The following is a 17,228-nucleotide window of genomic DNA, read 5'->3' as shown; positions in this document are numbered from 1 at the left end:
CTTCCCGGCTACCCTACCGGTGGAAAACACCGGGCGCGACCCGGATGCGCTGGCCGACCCGGCCTCCGCACCCGCATACTCGTACCCCTGTCCGTAAGCGAGGCCGGCCCGCCATGCGAATCCTGCTGTCCGCCGTGCTGATGATCATCTGCACCATCGCCAGTGCCGACGATAACGACGCGCTCGAACGCGAAGTCGAGCAGGTCGTCGCCACGATGCTCAAGGAGTTCAAGACGGCGCTGACTACCGCGATGAAGGAAGACGGCCCGGCCGCCGCCGTGGGCGTGTGCCGCGACGTGGCGCCGGGCATTTACCGCGATCTCGCGCTGGACCGGGGCTGGCGCGTCACCCGCGTGGGTACCCGGGTGCGCAACCCGCTGTTCGGCACCCCGGACGCCTGGGAGCAGGCGGGGCTGGCCGAATTCCGCCAGCGTCAGGCCGACGGCGAAACGCTGGAAAGCATGACGCGCAACGAGACGGCGCGCGAACCCGGTGGCCGCTACTACCGCCATCTGCGCGCACTGGGCACCCAACCCGTGTGCACGACCTGCCACGGCCCGCGCGACGAAATCGCCCCGGACATCCGCGCCATGCTGGACGAGCAGTATCCCCACGACCGCGCTGTTGGTTATGCGGCCGGCGATCTGCGGGGCGCAGTCAGCGTGAAGGTGCCACTGGCGGATTGAGGCCGATTCATCGTCGGCGCAGAACCCTCAGCCATTCTTCCGCCCCGCCGATACCGGCTTCGTATTAAACTATGCACCGCAGGCCGCCTTTCGTCGCGGCCATTCTCCGGGCGCCGATCGCGCGCCCCGCCGCTACAGGCCCGTCATGACTTCGCCCCCGAACAACCCCGATACCCCGGTCGCCTTCCGGGACCTTGGCCTGTCCGACGCCGTGATGCGCGCGCTGGATTCGGTCGGCTACGAAACCCCGACGCCGATCCAGGCCGCCACGATCCCGCCGCTGCTGGCCGGCCAGGACATCCTCGGCCAGGCCCAGACCGGCACTGGCAAGACTGCCGCCTTCGCGCTGCCCATCCTGTCGCGCCTGCCGGCCGGCGGCCGGGCACCGGGCGCGCTGGTACTGGCGCCGACCCGCGAGCTGGCCATCCAGGTAGCCGAGGCCTTCCAGCGCTATGCCGCCGCCATTCCCGGTTTCCACGTGCTGCCGATCTACGGCGGCCAGAGCTACCAGCCGCAGCTGGCGGCCCTGAAACGCGGCGTGGACGTGGTGGTGGGCACCCCGGGCCGGGTGGTGGACCACATCAAGCGCGGCACCCTCAAGCTGAACAACCTGAGCTGGGCGGTGCTGGACGAAGCCGACGAAATGCTGCGCATGGGCTTCATCGACGACGTGGAATGGATTCTGGGCAAGACCCCGCCGCAGCGCCAGGTGGCCCTGTTCTCCGCCACCATGCCGCCGGCCATCCGGCGCATCGCCCGCACCCATCTCAAGGACGCGCAGGAAGTCACCATCGCGTCGAAAACCAGTACCGCCACCAATATCCGGCAGCGCTACTGGATCGCGGTGGGCGCCAGCAAGCTGGAAGCCCTGACCCGTCTGCTGGACGCCGAACCCTTCGACGCCATGCTGGTGTTCGCCCGCACCAAGAAGGCCACCGACGACCTGGCCGAACGCCTGGCCGCCCGCGGCCATGCCTGTGCGGCCCTGAACGGCGACATCGCCCAGGCCCAGCGCGAGCGCACTGTCGCCCGACTCAAGAACAAGCAGCTGGACATCATCGTGGCCACCGACGTGGCCGCCCGCGGTCTGGACGTGGACCGCATCAGCCACGTGATCAACTTCGACATCCCGCACGACACCGAAGCCTACGTCCACCGGATCGGCCGCACCGGCCGGGCCGGACGCATGGGTGACGCCATCCTGTTCGTCACCCCACGCGAGAAGCACCTGTTCAAGGCCATCGAACGCGCCACGCGCCAGCCGATCGAGCCGATGGACCTGCCCGGGGTGGAGGAAGTCAACGAACAGCGCAAGCAACGGTTCGCCACTCGCATCACCGACTCCCTGGCCGGCGGCGGGCTGGACAACTACCGCGCCCTGATCGAGGACTACCTCGCCAGCGAGAACGCCGACCCGATCGACGTGGCCGCTGCCCTGGCCCGCATGGCCCAGGGCAGCGAGCCGTTGTTCATCAAACCCGGCAAGGTCGACCGGCCGCGCGACGAGCGCGCCCCCTCACCGGCCGCCGGCCCCAAACCGAAACCTCGCAAGGACGGCAAGCCCCGCCCGGTGGCCGAGGGCGTGGAGGTCTTCCGCATTGAAGTGGGCCGCGAGCACGGCGTGGAACCCCGCAACATCGTCGGCGCCATCGCCAGCGAAGCCGGCGTCGAGGCCCAGCACATCGGCCGCATCGACATCCGCGAGGATCACAGCCTGGTGGAACTGCCCCCCGGCATGCCGCGCGAGATATTCCGTCATCTCAAGACCGTGTGGGTAGCCAACCGGCAGCTGGCCATCTCCCGCGCCGACAGCCCCGCCCTGCAGCCGTCCGACAAGCCTCGGCGCAAACCCAAGCCCGCGGCCGGCAAACCCAAGAAGGCGAAAAAGGCGAAGAAGCCCAAGCCGCGCGGCCCGGCTGAATAGCGCGAACGAGACCGTGATCACCAGGGCATGACGTCCGGCCCGGCCGGGTAGGGTCAATCGCCCGTCGCTGTGTCAGCATCCCGGATCACATGTACCGCCGCCACCCAGGCGGCCCGACTCCGGAGCTCTCATGGTCTACGCCCTGCTGCAACTCAACGTCACCGACGCCGACGCCCTGGCTGCCTACCGCGAAAAGGCGGCGGAAGCCCTCGCCCGCCACGGCGGCAAGGTGGAAGCCGCCGCCCCGCAACCCACCATACTGGAGGGCGAGCGGGCCGCACCCGACATCGCCGGTGTCCTGAGCTTCCCGGACCGCGAATCCGCCCTCGCCTGGATCGACGACCCGGACCTGCAGGAGCTGCATGCGCTGCGACGGAAAGGGGCGGAGAGCAATATCGTCCTGGTCGGCTAATCTGCCGCGATCTGATCGAAGATCCGCATAAAATCTGGCGGCGGATACACCCGACAGCTACTTGCCACTCGTAACCGTTGCCCGACAGTCCGCGTTACCGGCGACTGCAGGGAGCAGTACGCCGGCAAGTTCCGGACCCAGCTGGTGCGCTGCCAATTCCGCCGCCTGATCACCCGAGTGTCTTGCAACAGGTTCTGATGTCGCGCAGCGCCGCTAATAGTGGCTATCCGGCGACGGCTTTATGCGCGAAAAGACGCGTGCAGCCTGCACGTTCATCGGCAAACGGCAACGTCTGATATTCCTCGCGAGGTATCCGCACGCCAGGCGCATGATCGAATGCCGGCACTATCAGTGCTCGATTATCGAAATTTCCTTCAGTTCCTGTAGCCTCCACCAAGTTGGATCAGATAAAGGAGCGAAGATGCCACATCGGTGCCTGAATTACATGAACAACGTGATTTTTGTCGTGATGACCCTCGCGCTTGGCGGTTTTGTAGTCGGTTGCGGTGGTGGCGGCGGCGGTGGCGGAAACAATACGGCGCCGCCGCCAGAAGGGCCGATCAACGTCTCCGGCCTCACCCGCCCCGCGACCGGCAGTTCACTCGAAGCCGAACTGACCGGCACGTTCTCGAGTGGCGGTCAGGCAGTGGACGCAAACGCAACCCTCGCCCTGTCGGTTGGCGACGAAACGACGTTCGAGAGCCAGACGGTTCTGCCAATCGATTCGATGATCACCATCCGCATTCCGTCAACCGGCGATAATGTCACCGGCGGCAGCACGGTCTTCACGACCGCCGGCGGATCACGGATCGGGGAGAACAAGGACGACGGCGTCACCTGCTCCGCCACATCATCGACGCCGCTCCCGCAGGAGGTCGAGGTCGGCGATTCCGGCGCGGTTGCCACCCTGAGTTGCTCGGACGGCTCAACCCAGAGCCAGACTTACCGGGTCGAAGCCGGGAACGGCACGCTCAACTTCGTATTCGTTACGGAAATTGACGATGGCACCTCGTCGCTGAGCGAACTGGTGACCTACCGCTTCACCGACGACAATGAAATCGCCTCAATTCGGGATGAGGGCTCCAGTCGTGATAATGGACAGGTTGTGTCATTCGACCTGGATGGCGAGGTGGTTGCTTCCAGCCTGTGATTTTTCCCGAGCTTAATGAACTGGTTGTGCCCGCTCGCATGACCAGCTCTGCTGCCAGATCACCGCCCAACGTAGATATCGGCCGCCAAGCCATACGCTGCGAACTGGAAGTGGCGACGGCCAAAGCCGCACACGAATTTTTCTGGAACAAATTCGGACGCGTTACAGGCGCGGCTCTTAGGGCGGCCTGCAGGAAAGCAGGCCGCTACCTCCAACACGTAGTGCCGGTGGTGAGAGGTCTCGGCTTGTCACCGAAGATCTCTAACAGTCGCAAAACCTGCAGGGGATACGTGGTGGCCGGGGGCGGAATCGACCGATTCGTCGGGAACGAATCGGGACCGCCGAAGGCGGGTCCTCGCTCAGCGAGGATGCGGCCCATGGAGGGGCCGCACAGCCTCCGACACATAGTGTAGGTGGTGAGAGGCCACGTTAGCACCGAGCGGCGATTAAGCCACTAGGGGCGAGAAGCGGGTAAACTGGTGGCCGGGGGCGGAATCGACCGATTTGTCGGGAACAAATCGGGACCGCCGAAGGCGGGTCCTCGCGTAGCGAGGATGCGGCCCATGGACGGGCCGCACAACCTCCGACACATGGTGTCGGTGGTGAGAGGTCCTGGCTCGACGCCGAAAGCCTCTAGCGGTCGTGACATGTGCAGGGGATATATGGTGGCCGGGGGCGGAATCGAACCACCGACACTGCGATTTTCAGTCGCATGCTCTACCAACTGAGCTACCCGGCCAGGGTATCCGGCGATGACCATCGCCGTTCAGAGCGCGGTATTAAACCGATCGGGCTCTGCCCCGTCAAGCAGACGGGCCGCTATTCGCTGTTGCCGCTCCCTTCTTCCGGCGGCACCCAGTGGGTCTCGGCGGTTTCGCCGCTGCCGAAGAAATACTCTTCCATCTGCTCGGTGAGGAATTCGCGCGCCTTCGGGTCGGCCAGGTGCAGGCCGTATTCGTTGATCAGACGGGTCTGCTCCGTCAGCCACTGCTGCCAGGCCTGGGCGGAGACGTTGTCGTAGATGCGCTGACCGATGTCGCCGGGCAGCGGCGGGCGGGGCAGGCCCTCGGCTTCCTGGCCGAGCTTGACGCATTGCACGGTGCGGCTCATGTCGATTCGTCTCCCGGGAGTTGGCGGATGAGTCTGGCCAGGGGCGCCGGCAGCGCCGGGGGGCGCGTGCGCGGATGCCAGGCCAGTTGCTGGTCATCATCCATGATACCGGCGCCGTCGCGCACTCGCAGGGCCAGCGGCCGGATATGTAGCTGGAAATGCGTGAAACCGTGTTGCACTTCCGTCAGCTCCTCGCCGGCGGACAGGGGTTCGACCCCCAGTTGCCGGCGACAGTAGTCGACGGGTTCGGCATCGTCGGGCAACTCCGGCAACGCCCACAGACCGCCCCAGATGCCGGCGGGCGGACGCCGATGCAGCAGCAACTGATCATCCGCGCGGCGCAGAACCAGCATGCGGGTGCAGCGGATCGGCCGCTGACGGCGCTTGCGCGGCGCCGGGATCTCGGCCTCGATCCCGGCGCGCCGGGCGGCGCACAGATCGGTTACCGGACAGCGGTCGCAGGCGGGCTGACCACGCCCGCAGACGGTGGCGCCGAGGTCCATGATGGCCTGGGTATAGTCTGCCAGGCGTTGGTATGGCGTGTGGTGCTCGGCGTGGGCCCACAGCCGCTTTTCCCAGGCGGATTCGCCCGGGGCGCCGCGTTCGGCGTGCAGCCGCGCCAGCACCCGCTTGGCGTTGCCGTCGAGCATGGCGGCGCGGCGGCCGAAGGCCTGTGCGGCGATAGCCCCCGCCGTGGAGCGCCCGATGCCGGGCAGCGCCTGCAGGGCGGCCGGATCGGCGGGCAGTTCGCCGCCGTGTTCGGCCACGATCTGCCGGGCGGCGGCGTGCAGATTGCGCGCCCGGGCGTAGTAGCCCAGTCCGGCCCAGTGCTGCATCACGGCATCGCTGTCGGCCGCGGCAAAGTCCGCCACGGTGGGGAAGCGCGCCATGAAGGCCTGGAAATAGGGAATGACCGTGGCGACCTGGGTCTGCTGCAGCATGACCTCGGAAACCCACACGCGGTAACCGCTGCGCGGATTCTGCCAAGGCAGGTCATGACGGCCGTGGTGGTCGAACCAGGCCAGCAGCCGGCGGGCGAACTCGGTGGGCGGGGACGATTGCCGGTCCCCGCCCGCGCCGGCAGGTCGCACCCGCGTCACTGCGCGGTTTCGCCCTCGGGCTGCGCGGCTTCCGCGTCCTCGGCCGGCTGCTCCTCAGCCTTCTGCTCTTCGGCCTTCTTCTTGCCGCCGCCGAACAGGCCGCCGAGCCCTTCCTGAAGCTCCTTCTGCAGCTTGTCGCCGAGCTTCTTCTTCTCTTCCTCGACTTCCTTGTTCACCTTCTCGCGCAGTTCGGCCTTCTCCTCGTCGACCTTCTGCTTGAGCTCGGCCTTTTCCTGATCCAGCTTCTGACGCGCCACGCCCTTGAGCGCGTTCTTCACGTCGATGGAGTAGCTGGGCGAGAACAGGTTGCCGGTGAGCTTGATGGGAATGTCGAAGCCGGCGATCTCCTTGAGCACCTTGTTGTCGGTCTCCTCGGAAACGTGGGCGTTGACGGTGTAGTCCAAATCGTTGGTGACCAGGTTGAAGCTGCCGTCGCCGCCGAGCTTGGCTACCGGGGTGTTCAGGTTGAGATCACCGCCCTTGAGCAGGCCGTCGGTCACCGAGAACGAGGCCGCGAAGCGCGAGAAGGCGGTAGTGCCGTCGGCGGCCGTCGCGCCGGCATCGCCGCCGAGGATCTTGTTCCGGGCCAGGGTCAGGATGCGGGACAGGTCGAACCCCGCGAACTGCCCGTCACGGAATTCGAACGCGATGGACCCGTCCAGCGAGCGCTTGATCTGCTCGACGGTGTTGCCGGTGGTGGTGAGATCAATATCCAGATTGGCCAGCGCGGCGATCTTTTCGTTGCCGATCAGGTCCTTGACCAGCGGCCCCAGTTGCAGACCGTTGAGCTTGCCCTTGATGGCGTAGCTGGGCTGCTCGCTCGCCGCGTTGACGGTGCTCTGCATGCGCAGGGTGCCGTTGTAGAGGTTGGCCCCCAGCGGCTGCACTTCAAGTACGCCGTCGCGGGCGGTAACCGCCAGCTCGGCGTCCTGGATTTTGAGTTTGGAGACGGTCAGGTCGCCGGCCGTGATCTTGCCGTCCAGCCGCAGATTCTTGATCGGATCGAGCTCGATCCGGGTACTGACCGCCTCGGCCGGTTCTTCCGGCTCGGCCGACTCCTCCGCTTCGCCCTCGGCCGCCGGCGGCAGATAGCGGTCCACATTCATCTTGTCCAGCGCCAGCTGGAAGCCGATATCGGGGTTGGCGAAGTCGGCCACGTTGGCGCCACCCTTGAGGCTGCTGTCGTCGATCTCGATCAGCAACTGGTCGAGCGTAGCGCTGTTCAGCCCGGCTTCGAAATGCGTATCCAGCCCGGCGCTGGTCAGCACGCTGTCGTCGCTGGTGGCGGGCGGGTCCATGCCCAGATTCTTCATCACGGTGCGCGGGTTGAATGACTGAACCGTCAACTGCCCGGTGAAGGCGGGCTTGCCCATGATGTCGCTGCCATCCACATTGGCGGCCACGCTCAGGCCGGCGCCCTCCAGGGCCACATCGCTGATCTTGAGGCGCCCGGTCGACAGATCGGCTTCGCCGTTGCCGGTCAGGGACAGCGCCTGCTTGCCGGCCGGCACCGCGTTGCCCTCGGCCTCGACATCCACCGCCAGGCCACTCAACCGATAGAACTGGTTTTCCACGTCCGGCAGCACGTCCGCGGACAGGCTGGTGCGGCTGTCGATGCCCAGTTCGTCGGAGGTAAAGCGAAAGCCGAGGTCGACCGGGAACGACTCACCCAGCACGACAGTGCCGGTGGACAGGCTTACATCCGCCAGCTGGTAGGTCTTGTCCCCGTCGCGGAAGGTCACCGCGGCGTCGGATACTTCCACCGCGCCGACTTCGAGCGACTCGATGGCGAATCCGCCATCTTCCTCTGGTTCCGCTTCCGGCTCGGGTTCCTCGTCGGTTTCCTCGCTGGCGAAGGCCTCGACCAGATCATCCCAGTTGGTGGTGCCGTCGGCGTTGCGGGCCAGCCGCAGACGCAGGCCGTTGAGCCCCACGGTGCCGACTTCGATGCGCTTGCTCAGCAGCGGCAGCAGCCGCACGCTGACTTCCGCCGTACCGATTTCCGCAAAGGGTTCCTCGCCGAAGCCTTCGGCGTTGGCCAGCCGCGATTCGCCGATCTCCACACCCAGCCACGGGAACACCGACAGCGAGATATCGCCCGCCATGGTGAATTCGCGGCCGGTCTTTTCCTCGACTGCCGCGCCGATCTGATCGCGGTAGTCGTTGGGATCGATCAGCAGAGGCAGCGCAATGGCCGCCGCCACAATCAGCGCGACCAGCACACCGATCACGATAAGCACAATCTTGATCACACGCTTCATGAGAGTCCGTTTCCCTGGAACAAGCGACTGAACCGGTGCGAGCCACACCTCCGAGAAAGCCTGCCGCGTGGCCGGGCTATCCGCAAGCCGGGGCGTGTTCACGCCGGCGCTGTTGAAGCGTTATTCTACGCCGCTCACTCGCTGCCGATGCCGGGCAACCCGATGCAGATTCAGCTCAATGGTGAACCCAGGACCGTGGAAGACGACGCGGATCTGGATCGGCTGATCGCCGATCTGGGGCTGGACGGCCGTCGACTGGCAGTGGAGGTCAACGGCGATATCGTCACCCGGGCCGCCCGCGCCGGTCATGCGCTGCAAGATGGTGACCGGATCGAGATCGTTCACGCTATTGGTGGTGGCTAGCCAGCCGGTCGAGCGATCCGCGCCGCAGCCACGGCAGCCAACGATTCAGGTAACCGACATGTCCGAACCCGCCCCGCAACACAATACCGGCAACGATCCGCTGATGATCGCCGGCCGCGCGTATCAATCGCGGCTGCTGGTGGGCACCGGCAAGTATCGCGATCTGACCCAGACCGGCGAGGCCATCGCCGCCTCGGGCGCGGAGATCGTCACGGTGGCAATCCGGCGCACCAACATCGGCCAGAACCCGGACGAGCCCAACCTGCTGGACGTGATCTCGCCGGACCGCTACACCCTGCTGCCCAACACCGCCGGCTGTTTCACCGCGGATGACGCGGTGCGCACCTGTCGCCTGGCGCGCGAACTGCTCGACGGCCACAAGCTGGTGAAACTGGAAGTGCTGGGCGACCCCACCACGCTGTACCCGGACATGGCCGCCACCTTCGACGCCGCCGAAACCCTGATCGCTGACGGCTTCGACGTGATGGTCTACTGCATCGACGATCCGATCGCCTGCCGCCGCCTGGAGGAAATGGGCTGCGTGGCGGTGATGCCGCTGGCCGCGCCCATCGGCTCCGGGCTGGGCATCCAGAACCGCTACAACATCCTGACCATCGTGGAAAACGCCAGCGTGCCGATTCTGGTGGACGCAGGCGTCGGCACCGCCTCCGACGCGGCCATCGCCATGGAGCTGGGCTGCGACGGCGTGCTCATGAACACCGCGATCGCCGAGGCGAAGGATCCGGTACTCATGGCCAGCGCCATGCGTCACGCCATCATCGGCGGCCGCCAGGCGCTCAAGGCCGGGCGCATGCCGCGGCGGCGCAACGCCTCTGCATCATCGCCTTCGGACGGGCTGCTGGATGCCTGACTCACCGGCGCGCATCTGATACACGAAACTTGAAACCCGAAACCCGCAACGACGATCCGGCCACGCCGGATCGCCGCATCCGCAGCTTCGTCAAGCGTGAGGGCCGTCTCACGCCGGGCCAGCAACGCAACCTCGAGGACCTGTGGCCCCGCTTCGGCCTCGACCCCGCCGACGGCGCCTTCGACTGGGCGGTCATTTTCGGCCGCGATGTCCCCCGCACCCTGGAAATCGGCTTCGGCGCCGGCGAGGTTCTGGCGACGCTGGCGGCGGCCCAACCGGACGAGGATTTCATCGGCATCGAGGTCTATCGCAGCGGCGTGGGCCGGCTGCTGGGCGAAGCCGCGCAGGGCCAGATGACCAATCTGCGGGCAATCTGCGCCGACGCCGTCGAGGTCATCGATCACGCCATCCCCACGGCATCGCTGGATACCGTACTGCTCTACTTCCCCGACCCCTGGCCGAAGAAGCGCCACCACAAGCGGCGGCTGGTGCAGACCGCCTTCGCCGATCGCGTTCACCGCATCCTCAAACCCGGCGGCGTGTGGCGCCTGGCCACCGACTGGGCCAACTACGCCGAGTGGATGCGCGAGGTGCTCGACGTGCATCCGGGGTTCGAGAACATCGGCGACGACAACGGCTGCGTCAGCCAGCCGCCCCGCCCGGCCACCCGCTTCGAGCAGCGGGGCCTGCGGCGCGGTCACGCCGTGGTGGACCTTGCCTATCGCCGCCGCTGACGCCACTGTAGGCGCCGATTTCACGCGCCACTAGGAGTTGTCTCATGGAAATGCGCCGCCTCGGTCGCACCGATCTCGACGTCAGCCTGATCTGCCTGGGCACCATGACCTGGGGTGAGCAGAACACCGAGGCCGACGCCCACGAACAGCTTGATTACGCGCTGGAACGCGGCATCAACTTCATTGACGCGGCCGAGATGTATCCGGTGCCGCCGAAGGCCGACACCGCCGGCCGCACCGAGCAGTACATCGGCACCTGGCTGGCCCGACGCGGCAGGCGTGATGACGTTGTGCTGGCCAGCAAGGTCACTGGCCGCAGCGAGATGAGCTGGCTGCGCGAGGGCGACGACACCACGCTGACCCCGGCGCAGGTCCGCCGCGCACTGGAAGCCAGCCTCAAGCGCCTGCAGACGGACTATCTCGATCTGTATCAGGTGCACTGGCCGGACCGGCGCACCAACACCTTCGGCCGACTAGGCTACGTCCACAAGCCGCTGCCCGACGAGGTCGCCATCGAGGACACCCTGGGTGAGCTGGGCCGCATGGTGGACGAGGGCAAGATCCGGCACGTGGGCATTTCCAACGAAACCCCCTGGGGCCTGATGCGCTATGTGGAGATCGCCGAGCGCACCGGCCTGCCGCGGGTGGTGTCGGTGCAGAATCCCTATTCCCTTCTCAATCGCACCTTCGAGATCGGCCTGGCGGAATGCGCCGAGCGCGAGGACGTGCGCCTGCTGGCCTATTCGCCGCTGGCCTTCGGCGTGCTTGCCGGCAAGTATCTCGACGGCGCGCGCCCGGACGGGGCCCGGCTGACCCTGTTCGAGCGGTTTTCCCGCTACACCAACCCGGCCGGCGAGGCCGCAACGGCCGAGTACGTGAAACTGGCGCGCGACCACGGGTTGGATCCCGCCCAGATGGCGCTGGCCTGGTGCAACTCGCGCAGCTTTCTGACCAGCACCATCATCGGCGCCACCAGCATGGAGCAGCTCAGGGCCGACATCGACAGCGCGGATCTGCAGCTGTCCGACGAGGTCTGCGCGGAAATCGAGGCCATTCACACCCGTCACCCCAATCCCTGCCCCTGATCCGGGCACAACTTCCCGGCGGATCAGTCGCTTCCGGCGCCCTCGCCCGGACGGGGTTTGCAAGCGCGGCCGAGCGGCGTATAGGTAGACATCGGGCACAGGCAACGTCACTCAAGACGAGGAGGTGCACGATGCCCCGTCGGCTATACGAGATCGAGATCGGCGACTGGTACCACAGCCCGTGGACAAGCGCCCGCTTCGAGGTAGTGGCCATGGACGAGGCCAGCCGCGCGGTGGAAATCCAGTACGAGGACGGCACGGTCGAGGAAATCGACTACGAGAGCTGGCCACAGCTGGAAGCCGAGGATGCCGGGCCGCCCGATGACGTGACCGGCGCGCTGGACACCGAGCCCGAGGACGACGACCGGACGGGCCTGAACCTGGACGGGCTGGACGATCCGTTCGAGGAGCTGGACTACCTGCTGCACTGATCGGGTCTGCCGGCGCGCGCTCCGCTACACTGCGCGCTATGCAAGCTGCCGCCCGCGCCCACGCCAACATTGCGCTGATCAAGTACTGGGGCAAGCGCGATAGTGCCCTGAATCTGCCGGCCACCGGCTCCATCTCGGTGACCCTGGAGGCACTGCATTCGGAAACCCGGGTGCGCTTCGACCCGAACCTGGTCACCGACGCGATCATGCTGGAAAGCGGCGGCGATGCCGAGCGGGTCAGCCGTTTCCTCGACCTGGTCCGGGCGCTGGCGGGCATGGAAATGCGCGCGGACGTGCGCTCCCGCAACAACTTCCCCACCGGCGCCGGTCTGGCATCGTCGGCCTCCGGCTTCGCCGCCCTGGCGCTGGCCGCGAGCCGGGCGGCCGGTATCGAGGCCTCGCCGTCCGAACTATCGGCGCTGGCCCGGCAGGGCTCCGGCTCGGCGGCCCGGTCCCTGTACGGTGGTTTCGTGGAGATGCAGCGCGGTCGCGACGACCGCACCGGCGCCGATGCCCACGCCGTGCCGCTGCTGGCCGCGCACGAGTGGCCGCTGGCGGTGGTGGTGGCGATCATCGACACCGGCACCAAGTCGGTCGGCTCCACCGATGGCATGACCCGGACGGCCGCGACATCGCCCTTCCATGACGCCTGGGTGGCCGGCGCCGATGCGGACCTGGCCGCCATGCGGACCGCAATCCGGGACCGGAACCTCGAACGCGTGGGCGAACTCACCGAACACAGCTGCCTGAAGATGCACGCCACCATGCTTGGCGCGCAGCCGGGGCTGATCTACTGGCAGCCGGCCACCCTGGCGGCCTGGCAGACGCTGGCAGACCTGCGGGCAGACGGGCTGGCTGCCTACGGCACCATCGATGCCGGCCCGCAGGTCAAGGCGCTTTGCCGCATCGCGGACGCCGACGCCGTGACTGCCGCCCTGGCACAGGTGCCGGGCGTGCGGGACGTGCGCATCAGCCACCTCGGGCCGGACGCCAGCCTGATCGCGGACCCGTGGGCGTAACCGCCACTGCCCCGGGCAAGCTGTTCCTACTGGGCGAATACGCCGTGCTGCACGGTGCTCCGGCCCTGCTGGCTGCCATGGACGCCCGCTGCCGGGTGTCGCTGGCACCGGCCGGTACCTGGCGGCTGACCGCCCGCCCGCTGGGTCTGGCCGATCTGGCGCTGGCCGATGACGGCGGCCCGCCAAAGAACGCGACCGACGATCTTCGGCGTGCGCTGGCCGTGTTCGACGCCGTGCGGCGCACGGTGACGCATGATCACGAGCTTCCGCCGCTGAGCGTCACCATCGACACCCGCGCCTTCTTCCGCGGTGATCACAAGCTGGGGCTGGGTGCCAGCGCCGCCGTCGCGGTGGCGCTGACTACCGCTATGCACCACCTGCTGGGTTATCCCGAGGACAAGGCTGCGATTGCCGACGCGGCCACCCGGGCCCACCGCATGGCCCAGGGCGGCGAAGGCAGCGGCGCCGATATCGCCACGGCCGTGTACGGCGGCATCGTCGAATTCGTGGCCGGACAGCCGGTCCAGCCGCGGAACTGGCCGGCCGGCCTGCACGCGCGGCCGGTGATAACCGGCGACGGCGCCGATACCCGTGAACTGGTGGCAGCAGTGCGCCACCTGGCAGTGATCGACCCTGCCGGGCACGACACGGCGATGTCGCGCCTGGCCGATATCGCCGACCGGGGACGGACGGCGATCGTGCGGTCGGATATCCCCGCGCTGCTCGACGCCTGCCGGGCCAGCCTGGACGCCCTGACCACACTCGGCACGGCCGCCGGGGCCGGGATCGTCACCGTGCGGCATCGGGCGCTGGCCGACGCCGTGGCCGGCACCGGCGCGGTGTTCAAGACCACCGGGGCGGGCGGCGGCGACCTGGGTCTGATTCTGGCGCCCTCGCGGGCCGCGCTCGACGCGGCAACCCGTGCCGCGGAAAGCCTCGGTCACGTGTGTCCGGCAATGGCCTTCGGGGCGCCCGGGGTGGCTGTCACCGACGTGTCGGAAGCGGTCAGGTAAAATACCGTCATGCCGGCCAGCCGGCCGCAACGCCGCCTTCGGTGAAATCCAACCACCGCACCCTGCGATGAGCCGTTCCCGCATCCCCGAGTTCTACAAATTCTCCGTGGCCAACCGGCTGCGGGTGCTTTACGAGCGTGAGGTCCTCAGCGAGGCCGAGTACCACATGCTCATGGACGGCAAGCACCTGCTGGACGCCGCCAAGGCGGACCGGCTGGTGGAGAACGTGATCGGCGCGTTCTCGCTACCGATGGGACTGGGGCTGAATTTCCTGGTCAACGGCAAGGATTACCTGGTGCCGATGGTAGTGGAGGAACCCTCCATCATTGCCGCGGTGTCGTCAGCGGCCAAGGTGATGCGCAGTGCCGGGGGCATCCGCGTGGACGCCGACGAGCCCATGCTGATCGGCCAGATCCAGGTCATGGATGTGGGCCACCCCGCTCGCGCGCGCCAGGCCCTGCTGGCCCGCAGCGAGGAAATCCTGAATCTGGCCAACAGCCTGCACCCGAAGATGGTCAGCCGCGGCGGCGGCGCCCGCGATGTGGAGGTCCATCTGCACAGCGCCCAGGGCGCGCGCGGCGACATGCTGGTGGTGCATCTGATCGTGGACACCCGCGACGCCATGGGCGCCAACCTGGTCAACACCATGTGCGAGGGTGTGGCCCCGCTGGTGGAGAAGATCACCAACGGCAAGGTGTTCCTGCGCATCCTGTCCAACCTGACCGACCGGGCGATGGTGCGGGCCCGGGTGGAAGTGCCGGTGGCGCAGCTCGGCAACGGGGCATTCTCGGGCGAACAGGTGCGCGACGGCATCGCCCTGGCCACGGATTTCGCCGCCGCCGACCCCTATCGGGCGGCCACCCACAACAAGGGCATCATGAACGGCATCGATGCCGTGGCCATCGCCACCGGCAACGACTGGCGGGCGATCGAGGCCGCCGCCCACGCCTACGCCGCCCGCGACGGGCACTACACCTCGCTGACCAAGTGGTACGCCAACGAGGCCGGCAATCTGGTGGGCGAACTGGACCTGCCGCTGAAGGTGGGCACGGTGGGCGGTCAGGTGCAGTCCAACCAGGCGGTGATGATCGCCCACCGGCTGCTGGGGGTGGAAAGCGCGCGCGAACTTGCCGGGGTGATGGCCGCGGTGGGACTGGCCCAGAACTATGCCGCGCTACGGGCCCTGTCCACCGACGGCATCCAGCGCGGTCACATGACCCTGCATGCGCGCAGCGTGGCGATCGCCGCCGGGGCCGAGGAAAGCCAGTTCGACGCGGTGGTGGAAAAGCTGATCGCCTCCGGGGACATCAAGGTCTGGAAGGCGCGGGAAATTCTCGACGGCATGGGCGAGACTGCAACCGCCGGCGATGACGGTCCAGCCACCGCCGCGTTCACCGCCGACAACGTGGAAGCCGGCGCCGGCTACGCCAAGATCATCCTGCTGGGTGAACATTCCGTGGTCTATGGCAAGCACGCCATCGCCGCCCCCATCCCGCTGACCATCCGCGCCGATGTCCAGCGCCAGGAATCCGGCACCACCCTGTTCATCCCGCGCTGGGGGGTGGAAACCGAACTGCACCCGCCCACAACCGCGGACAACGCTCTGCACAAGTCGATGGACCTGATCCTGCAGCGGCTGGGGGTGCGCGACGAGCCCATGCGCGTGGAGGTCTATCCGCATGTGCCGCGGGCGGTCGGCCTGGGCGCCTCCGCCGCGCTGGCGGTGGCCGTCATCCGCGGCGTGGCCGAGGCCTTCGACATCGAACTCGACGACGCCCGGGTCAACGAACTGGCCTACGAGTGCGAACAGATCGCCCACGGCACCCCCAGCGGCATCGACAATACCCTGGCCACCTACGGCCGGCCGATCCTGTTCCGCAAGGGCGAATTGCCGAGCAGCGCGCCTGCCATCCGTGAAGTGCATCCGGCCCGGCCGATCCCGGTGGTGATCGGCCTGTCCGGCGTACGCACCCTCACCGCCCAGACCGTGGGCCGCGTGCGCGCCGCCTGGCAGGCGCATCCGGAACGCTACGAGCCGATCTTTGACCAGATCGACCAGCTGGCCCTGGCCGGTGTCGACGCGCTGGAACAGGGCGATATCGCCACCCTGGGCGAACTGATGAATATCGATCAGGGGCTGCTCAACGCCCTGCAGGTTTCCTGCTGGGAGGTGGAGGAACTGGTGCAGATTGCCCGCGAGAACGGCGCCCTGGGGGCCAAGCTCACCGGCGGCGGCGGGGGCGGCGCAGTGATTGCCGTGGCCGAGGCCGACCGCACCGAGGGCATTGCCATCGCCATGCGGCGGGCCGGCTACGACACCTTCATCACCGAGATCCGGTAGCGCAGACCCCTTCCAGTGGCACTTCCCGGCACGAACATACCTTTGCGGCTAGCGCCTGGATGACCTGAGTCCATGCAGACCACCACGCCAGCCAACCACGCGGTTGTCTCCTTCGACGACGAACCGCTAATCCGGGTCGACAGCCAGGACAACCTGCTGGGCTTCGAGTCCAAGGAGGCCTGCCACGACGGCGACGGCCTGCTGCACCGGGCGTTTTCCATCTTCCTGTTCGACCGGTCAGGCCGGCTGCTGCTGCAACAGCGAAGCGAACAGAAGCGGCTATGGCCGGGCTACTGGGCCAATAGCTGCTGCAGCCACCCGCGCCGGGGCGAGTCCGACGCCGAGGCCGCCGCCCGCCGCATCCGCGAAGAACTGGGCGTGAGCCCGCCGCTGACGTTTCTCTACCGCTTCGAGTACCACGCCCGCTATGGCGAGCTGGGCTCGGAGCACGAGCTGTGCTCGGTCTACACCGCGGTGGACGACAATCCGGTACGGATCAATATCAACGAGATCGACGATATCCGGTGGATCGAACCGGATGTACTGGATGTCGAACTGGCGAAGCACCCCGAGCGCTACGCGCCCTGGCTGAAGCTGGAATGGCCGCAACTTCGGGAGCAACACTGGGACCGCGTCCTGACCGGACAGGCGCCATGAATGGCGCCCTACGCAAGACCGGCCAACCTGCGCGTTGCAGGGCCGCATTCATGCGCCCGGGTATTAGGGGT

General features: G+C 67.4%; 16 protein-coding genes and 1 tRNA gene. 13 read left to right on the top strand and 4 right to left on the bottom strand.

Annotated elements, in window-relative coordinates; translation table 11 throughout:
- The first annotated feature begins 113 nt into the window (after positions 1-113).
- The 4 genes from RM531_RS14685 (at position 114) to RM531_RS14670 (ending at position 4,172) form a co-directional block, all read left to right on the top strand.
- Positions 114-686, top strand: a complete 573-nt coding sequence (locus RM531_RS14685; RefSeq protein WP_311660338.1) for a Tll0287-like domain-containing protein — start codon at positions 114-116, stop codon at positions 684-686.
- Positions 687-831: 145 nt separating this feature from the next.
- On the top strand, positions 832-2,610 hold the full coding sequence (locus RM531_RS14680; protein ID WP_311660336.1) for a DEAD/DEAH box helicase: 1,779 nt from the start codon (positions 832-834) through the stop codon (positions 2,608-2,610).
- 130 nt (positions 2,611-2,740) lie between these two features.
- A complete protein-coding gene (locus RM531_RS14675) occupies positions 2,741-3,022 on the top strand; it encodes a DUF1330 domain-containing protein (RefSeq protein WP_311660334.1) in 282 nt (93 codons plus the stop codon).
- A gap of 241 nt (positions 3,023-3,263) precedes the next feature.
- Positions 3,264-4,172, top strand: a complete 909-nt coding sequence (locus tag RM531_RS14670) for a hypothetical protein (RefSeq protein ID WP_311660332.1) — start codon at positions 3,264-3,266, stop codon at positions 4,170-4,172.
- Between the two features lie 663 nt (positions 4,173-4,835).
- Here RM531_RS14670 and RM531_RS14665 read toward each other — a convergent pair.
- The 4 genes from RM531_RS14665 to RM531_RS14650 all read right to left on the bottom strand — a co-directional run bounded on the left by RM531_RS14665 (position 4,836) and on the right by RM531_RS14650 (position 8,643).
- A tRNA-Phe gene (locus RM531_RS14665) sits at positions 4,836-4,911 on the bottom strand.
- Between the two features lie 80 nt (positions 4,912-4,991).
- Positions 4,992-5,282 (bottom strand): oxidative damage protection protein, encoded by a 291-nt coding sequence (locus tag RM531_RS14660; RefSeq protein WP_311660331.1) that lies wholly within the window; start codon positions 5,280-5,282, stop codon positions 4,992-4,994.
- Entirely contained in the window at positions 5,279-6,382 is a 1,104-nt protein-coding gene (gene mutY / locus RM531_RS14655; protein ID WP_311660330.1) for an A/G-specific adenine glycosylase, read from the bottom strand. Before mutY ends, RM531_RS14660 begins: the two co-directional genes overlap by 4 nt.
- Positions 6,379-8,643 carry an AsmA family protein gene (locus RM531_RS14650; RefSeq protein WP_311660328.1) on the bottom strand — a complete coding sequence of 755 codons (2,265 nt, stop codon included), beginning with the start codon at positions 8,641-8,643 and terminating at the stop codon, positions 6,379-6,381. Before RM531_RS14650 ends, mutY begins: the two co-directional genes overlap by 4 nt.
- A 162-nt stretch (positions 8,644-8,805) precedes the next feature.
- Here RM531_RS14650 and thiS point away from each other — a divergent pair, with 162 nt between their 5' ends.
- The 9 genes from thiS to idi all read left to right on the top strand — a co-directional run bounded on the left by thiS (position 8,806) and on the right by idi (position 17,157).
- Positions 8,806-9,006 carry a sulfur carrier protein ThiS gene (thiS, locus tag RM531_RS14645; RefSeq protein WP_311660327.1) on the top strand — a complete coding sequence of 67 codons (201 nt, stop codon included), beginning with the start codon at positions 8,806-8,808 and terminating at the stop codon, positions 9,004-9,006.
- 103 nt (positions 9,007-9,109) lie between these two features.
- Positions 9,110-9,877 (top strand): thiazole synthase, encoded by a 768-nt coding sequence (locus RM531_RS14640; RefSeq protein WP_432280516.1) that lies wholly within the window; start codon positions 9,110-9,112, stop codon positions 9,875-9,877.
- A 29-nt stretch (positions 9,878-9,906) separates the two neighbouring features.
- Complete coding sequence (trmB, locus tag RM531_RS14635; protein WP_311660325.1) at positions 9,907-10,611, top strand: tRNA (guanosine(46)-N7)-methyltransferase TrmB; 705 nt, start codon at positions 9,907-9,909, stop codon at positions 10,609-10,611.
- Between the two features lie 44 nt (positions 10,612-10,655).
- Positions 10,656-11,696 carry an NADP(H)-dependent aldo-keto reductase gene (locus RM531_RS14630; RefSeq protein WP_311660323.1) on the top strand — a complete coding sequence of 347 codons (1,041 nt, stop codon included), beginning with the start codon at positions 10,656-10,658 and terminating at the stop codon, positions 11,694-11,696.
- Positions 11,697-11,827: 131 nt separating this feature from the next.
- Complete coding sequence (locus RM531_RS14625; protein ID WP_311660321.1) at positions 11,828-12,127, top strand: DUF6763 family protein; 300 nt, start codon at positions 11,828-11,830, stop codon at positions 12,125-12,127.
- A 38-nt stretch (positions 12,128-12,165) separates the two neighbouring features.
- Entirely contained in the window at positions 12,166-13,146 is a 981-nt protein-coding gene (mvaD, locus tag RM531_RS14620; protein ID WP_311660320.1) for a diphosphomevalonate decarboxylase, read from the top strand.
- Positions 13,137-14,159, top strand: coding sequence for a mevalonate kinase family protein (locus RM531_RS14615; protein ID WP_311660318.1), 1,023 nt, complete (start codon positions 13,137-13,139; stop codon positions 14,157-14,159). Before mvaD ends, RM531_RS14615 begins: the two co-directional genes overlap by 10 nt.
- Positions 14,160-14,226: 67 nt before the next feature.
- Positions 14,227-16,500 (top strand): hydroxymethylglutaryl-CoA reductase, degradative, encoded by a 2,274-nt coding sequence (locus RM531_RS14610; protein WP_311660316.1) that lies wholly within the window; start codon positions 14,227-14,229, stop codon positions 16,498-16,500.
- Positions 16,501-16,572: 72 nt separating this feature from the next.
- A complete protein-coding gene (idi, locus tag RM531_RS14605; RefSeq protein WP_311660314.1) occupies positions 16,573-17,157 on the top strand; it encodes an isopentenyl-diphosphate Delta-isomerase in 585 nt (194 codons plus the stop codon).
- Positions 17,158-17,228: the final 71 nt, after the last annotated feature.

This window comes from Spectribacter acetivorans, assembly GCF_031846305.1.
Taxonomy (GTDB): Bacteria; Pseudomonadota; Gammaproteobacteria; order Nevskiales; family Salinisphaeraceae; genus Spectribacter; species Spectribacter acetivorans.
The sequence above is the reverse complement of the archived record's forward strand: the minus strand, read 5'-3'. Positions and strand labels throughout refer to the sequence as shown.

Excerpts from the sequence above, each read along its gene's own strand:
- RM531_RS14610 (WP_311660316.1), top strand. The coding sequence starts at position 14,227 with ATGAGCCGTTCCCGCATCCCCGAGTTCTACAAATTCTCCGTGGCCAAC.
- mvaD (WP_311660320.1), top strand. The coding sequence starts at position 12,166 with ATGCAAGCTGCCGCCCGCGCCCACGCCAACATTGCGCTGATCAAGTAC.
- idi (WP_311660314.1), top strand. The coding sequence starts at position 16,573 with ATGCAGACCACCACGCCAGCCAACCACGCGGTTGTCTCCTTCGACGAC.
- RM531_RS14670 (WP_311660332.1), top strand. The coding sequence starts at position 3,264 with ATGCGCGAAAAGACGCGTGCAGCCTGCACGTTCATCGGCAAACGGCAA.
- RM531_RS14625 (WP_311660321.1), top strand. The coding sequence starts at position 11,828 with ATGCCCCGTCGGCTATACGAGATCGAGATCGGCGACTGGTACCACAGC.
- RM531_RS14630 (WP_311660323.1), top strand. The coding sequence starts at position 10,656 with ATGGAAATGCGCCGCCTCGGTCGCACCGATCTCGACGTCAGCCTGATC.
- RM531_RS14660 (WP_311660331.1), bottom strand. The coding sequence starts at position 5,282 with ATGAGCCGCACCGTGCAATGCGTCAAGCTCGGCCAGGAAGCCGAGGGC.
- RM531_RS14680 (WP_311660336.1), top strand. The coding sequence starts at position 832 with ATGACTTCGCCCCCGAACAACCCCGATACCCCGGTCGCCTTCCGGGAC.
- thiS (WP_311660327.1), top strand. The coding sequence starts at position 8,806 with ATGCAGATTCAGCTCAATGGTGAACCCAGGACCGTGGAAGACGACGCG.
- RM531_RS14675 (WP_311660334.1), top strand. The coding sequence starts at position 2,741 with ATGGTCTACGCCCTGCTGCAACTCAACGTCACCGACGCCGACGCCCTG.
- RM531_RS14685 (WP_311660338.1), top strand. The coding sequence starts at position 114 with ATGCGAATCCTGCTGTCCGCCGTGCTGATGATCATCTGCACCATCGCC.
- RM531_RS14650 (WP_311660328.1), bottom strand. The coding sequence starts at position 8,643 with ATGAAGCGTGTGATCAAGATTGTGCTTATCGTGATCGGTGTGCTGGTC.
- RM531_RS14640 (WP_432280516.1), top strand. The coding sequence starts at position 9,110 with ATGATCGCCGGCCGCGCGTATCAATCGCGGCTGCTGGTGGGCACCGGC.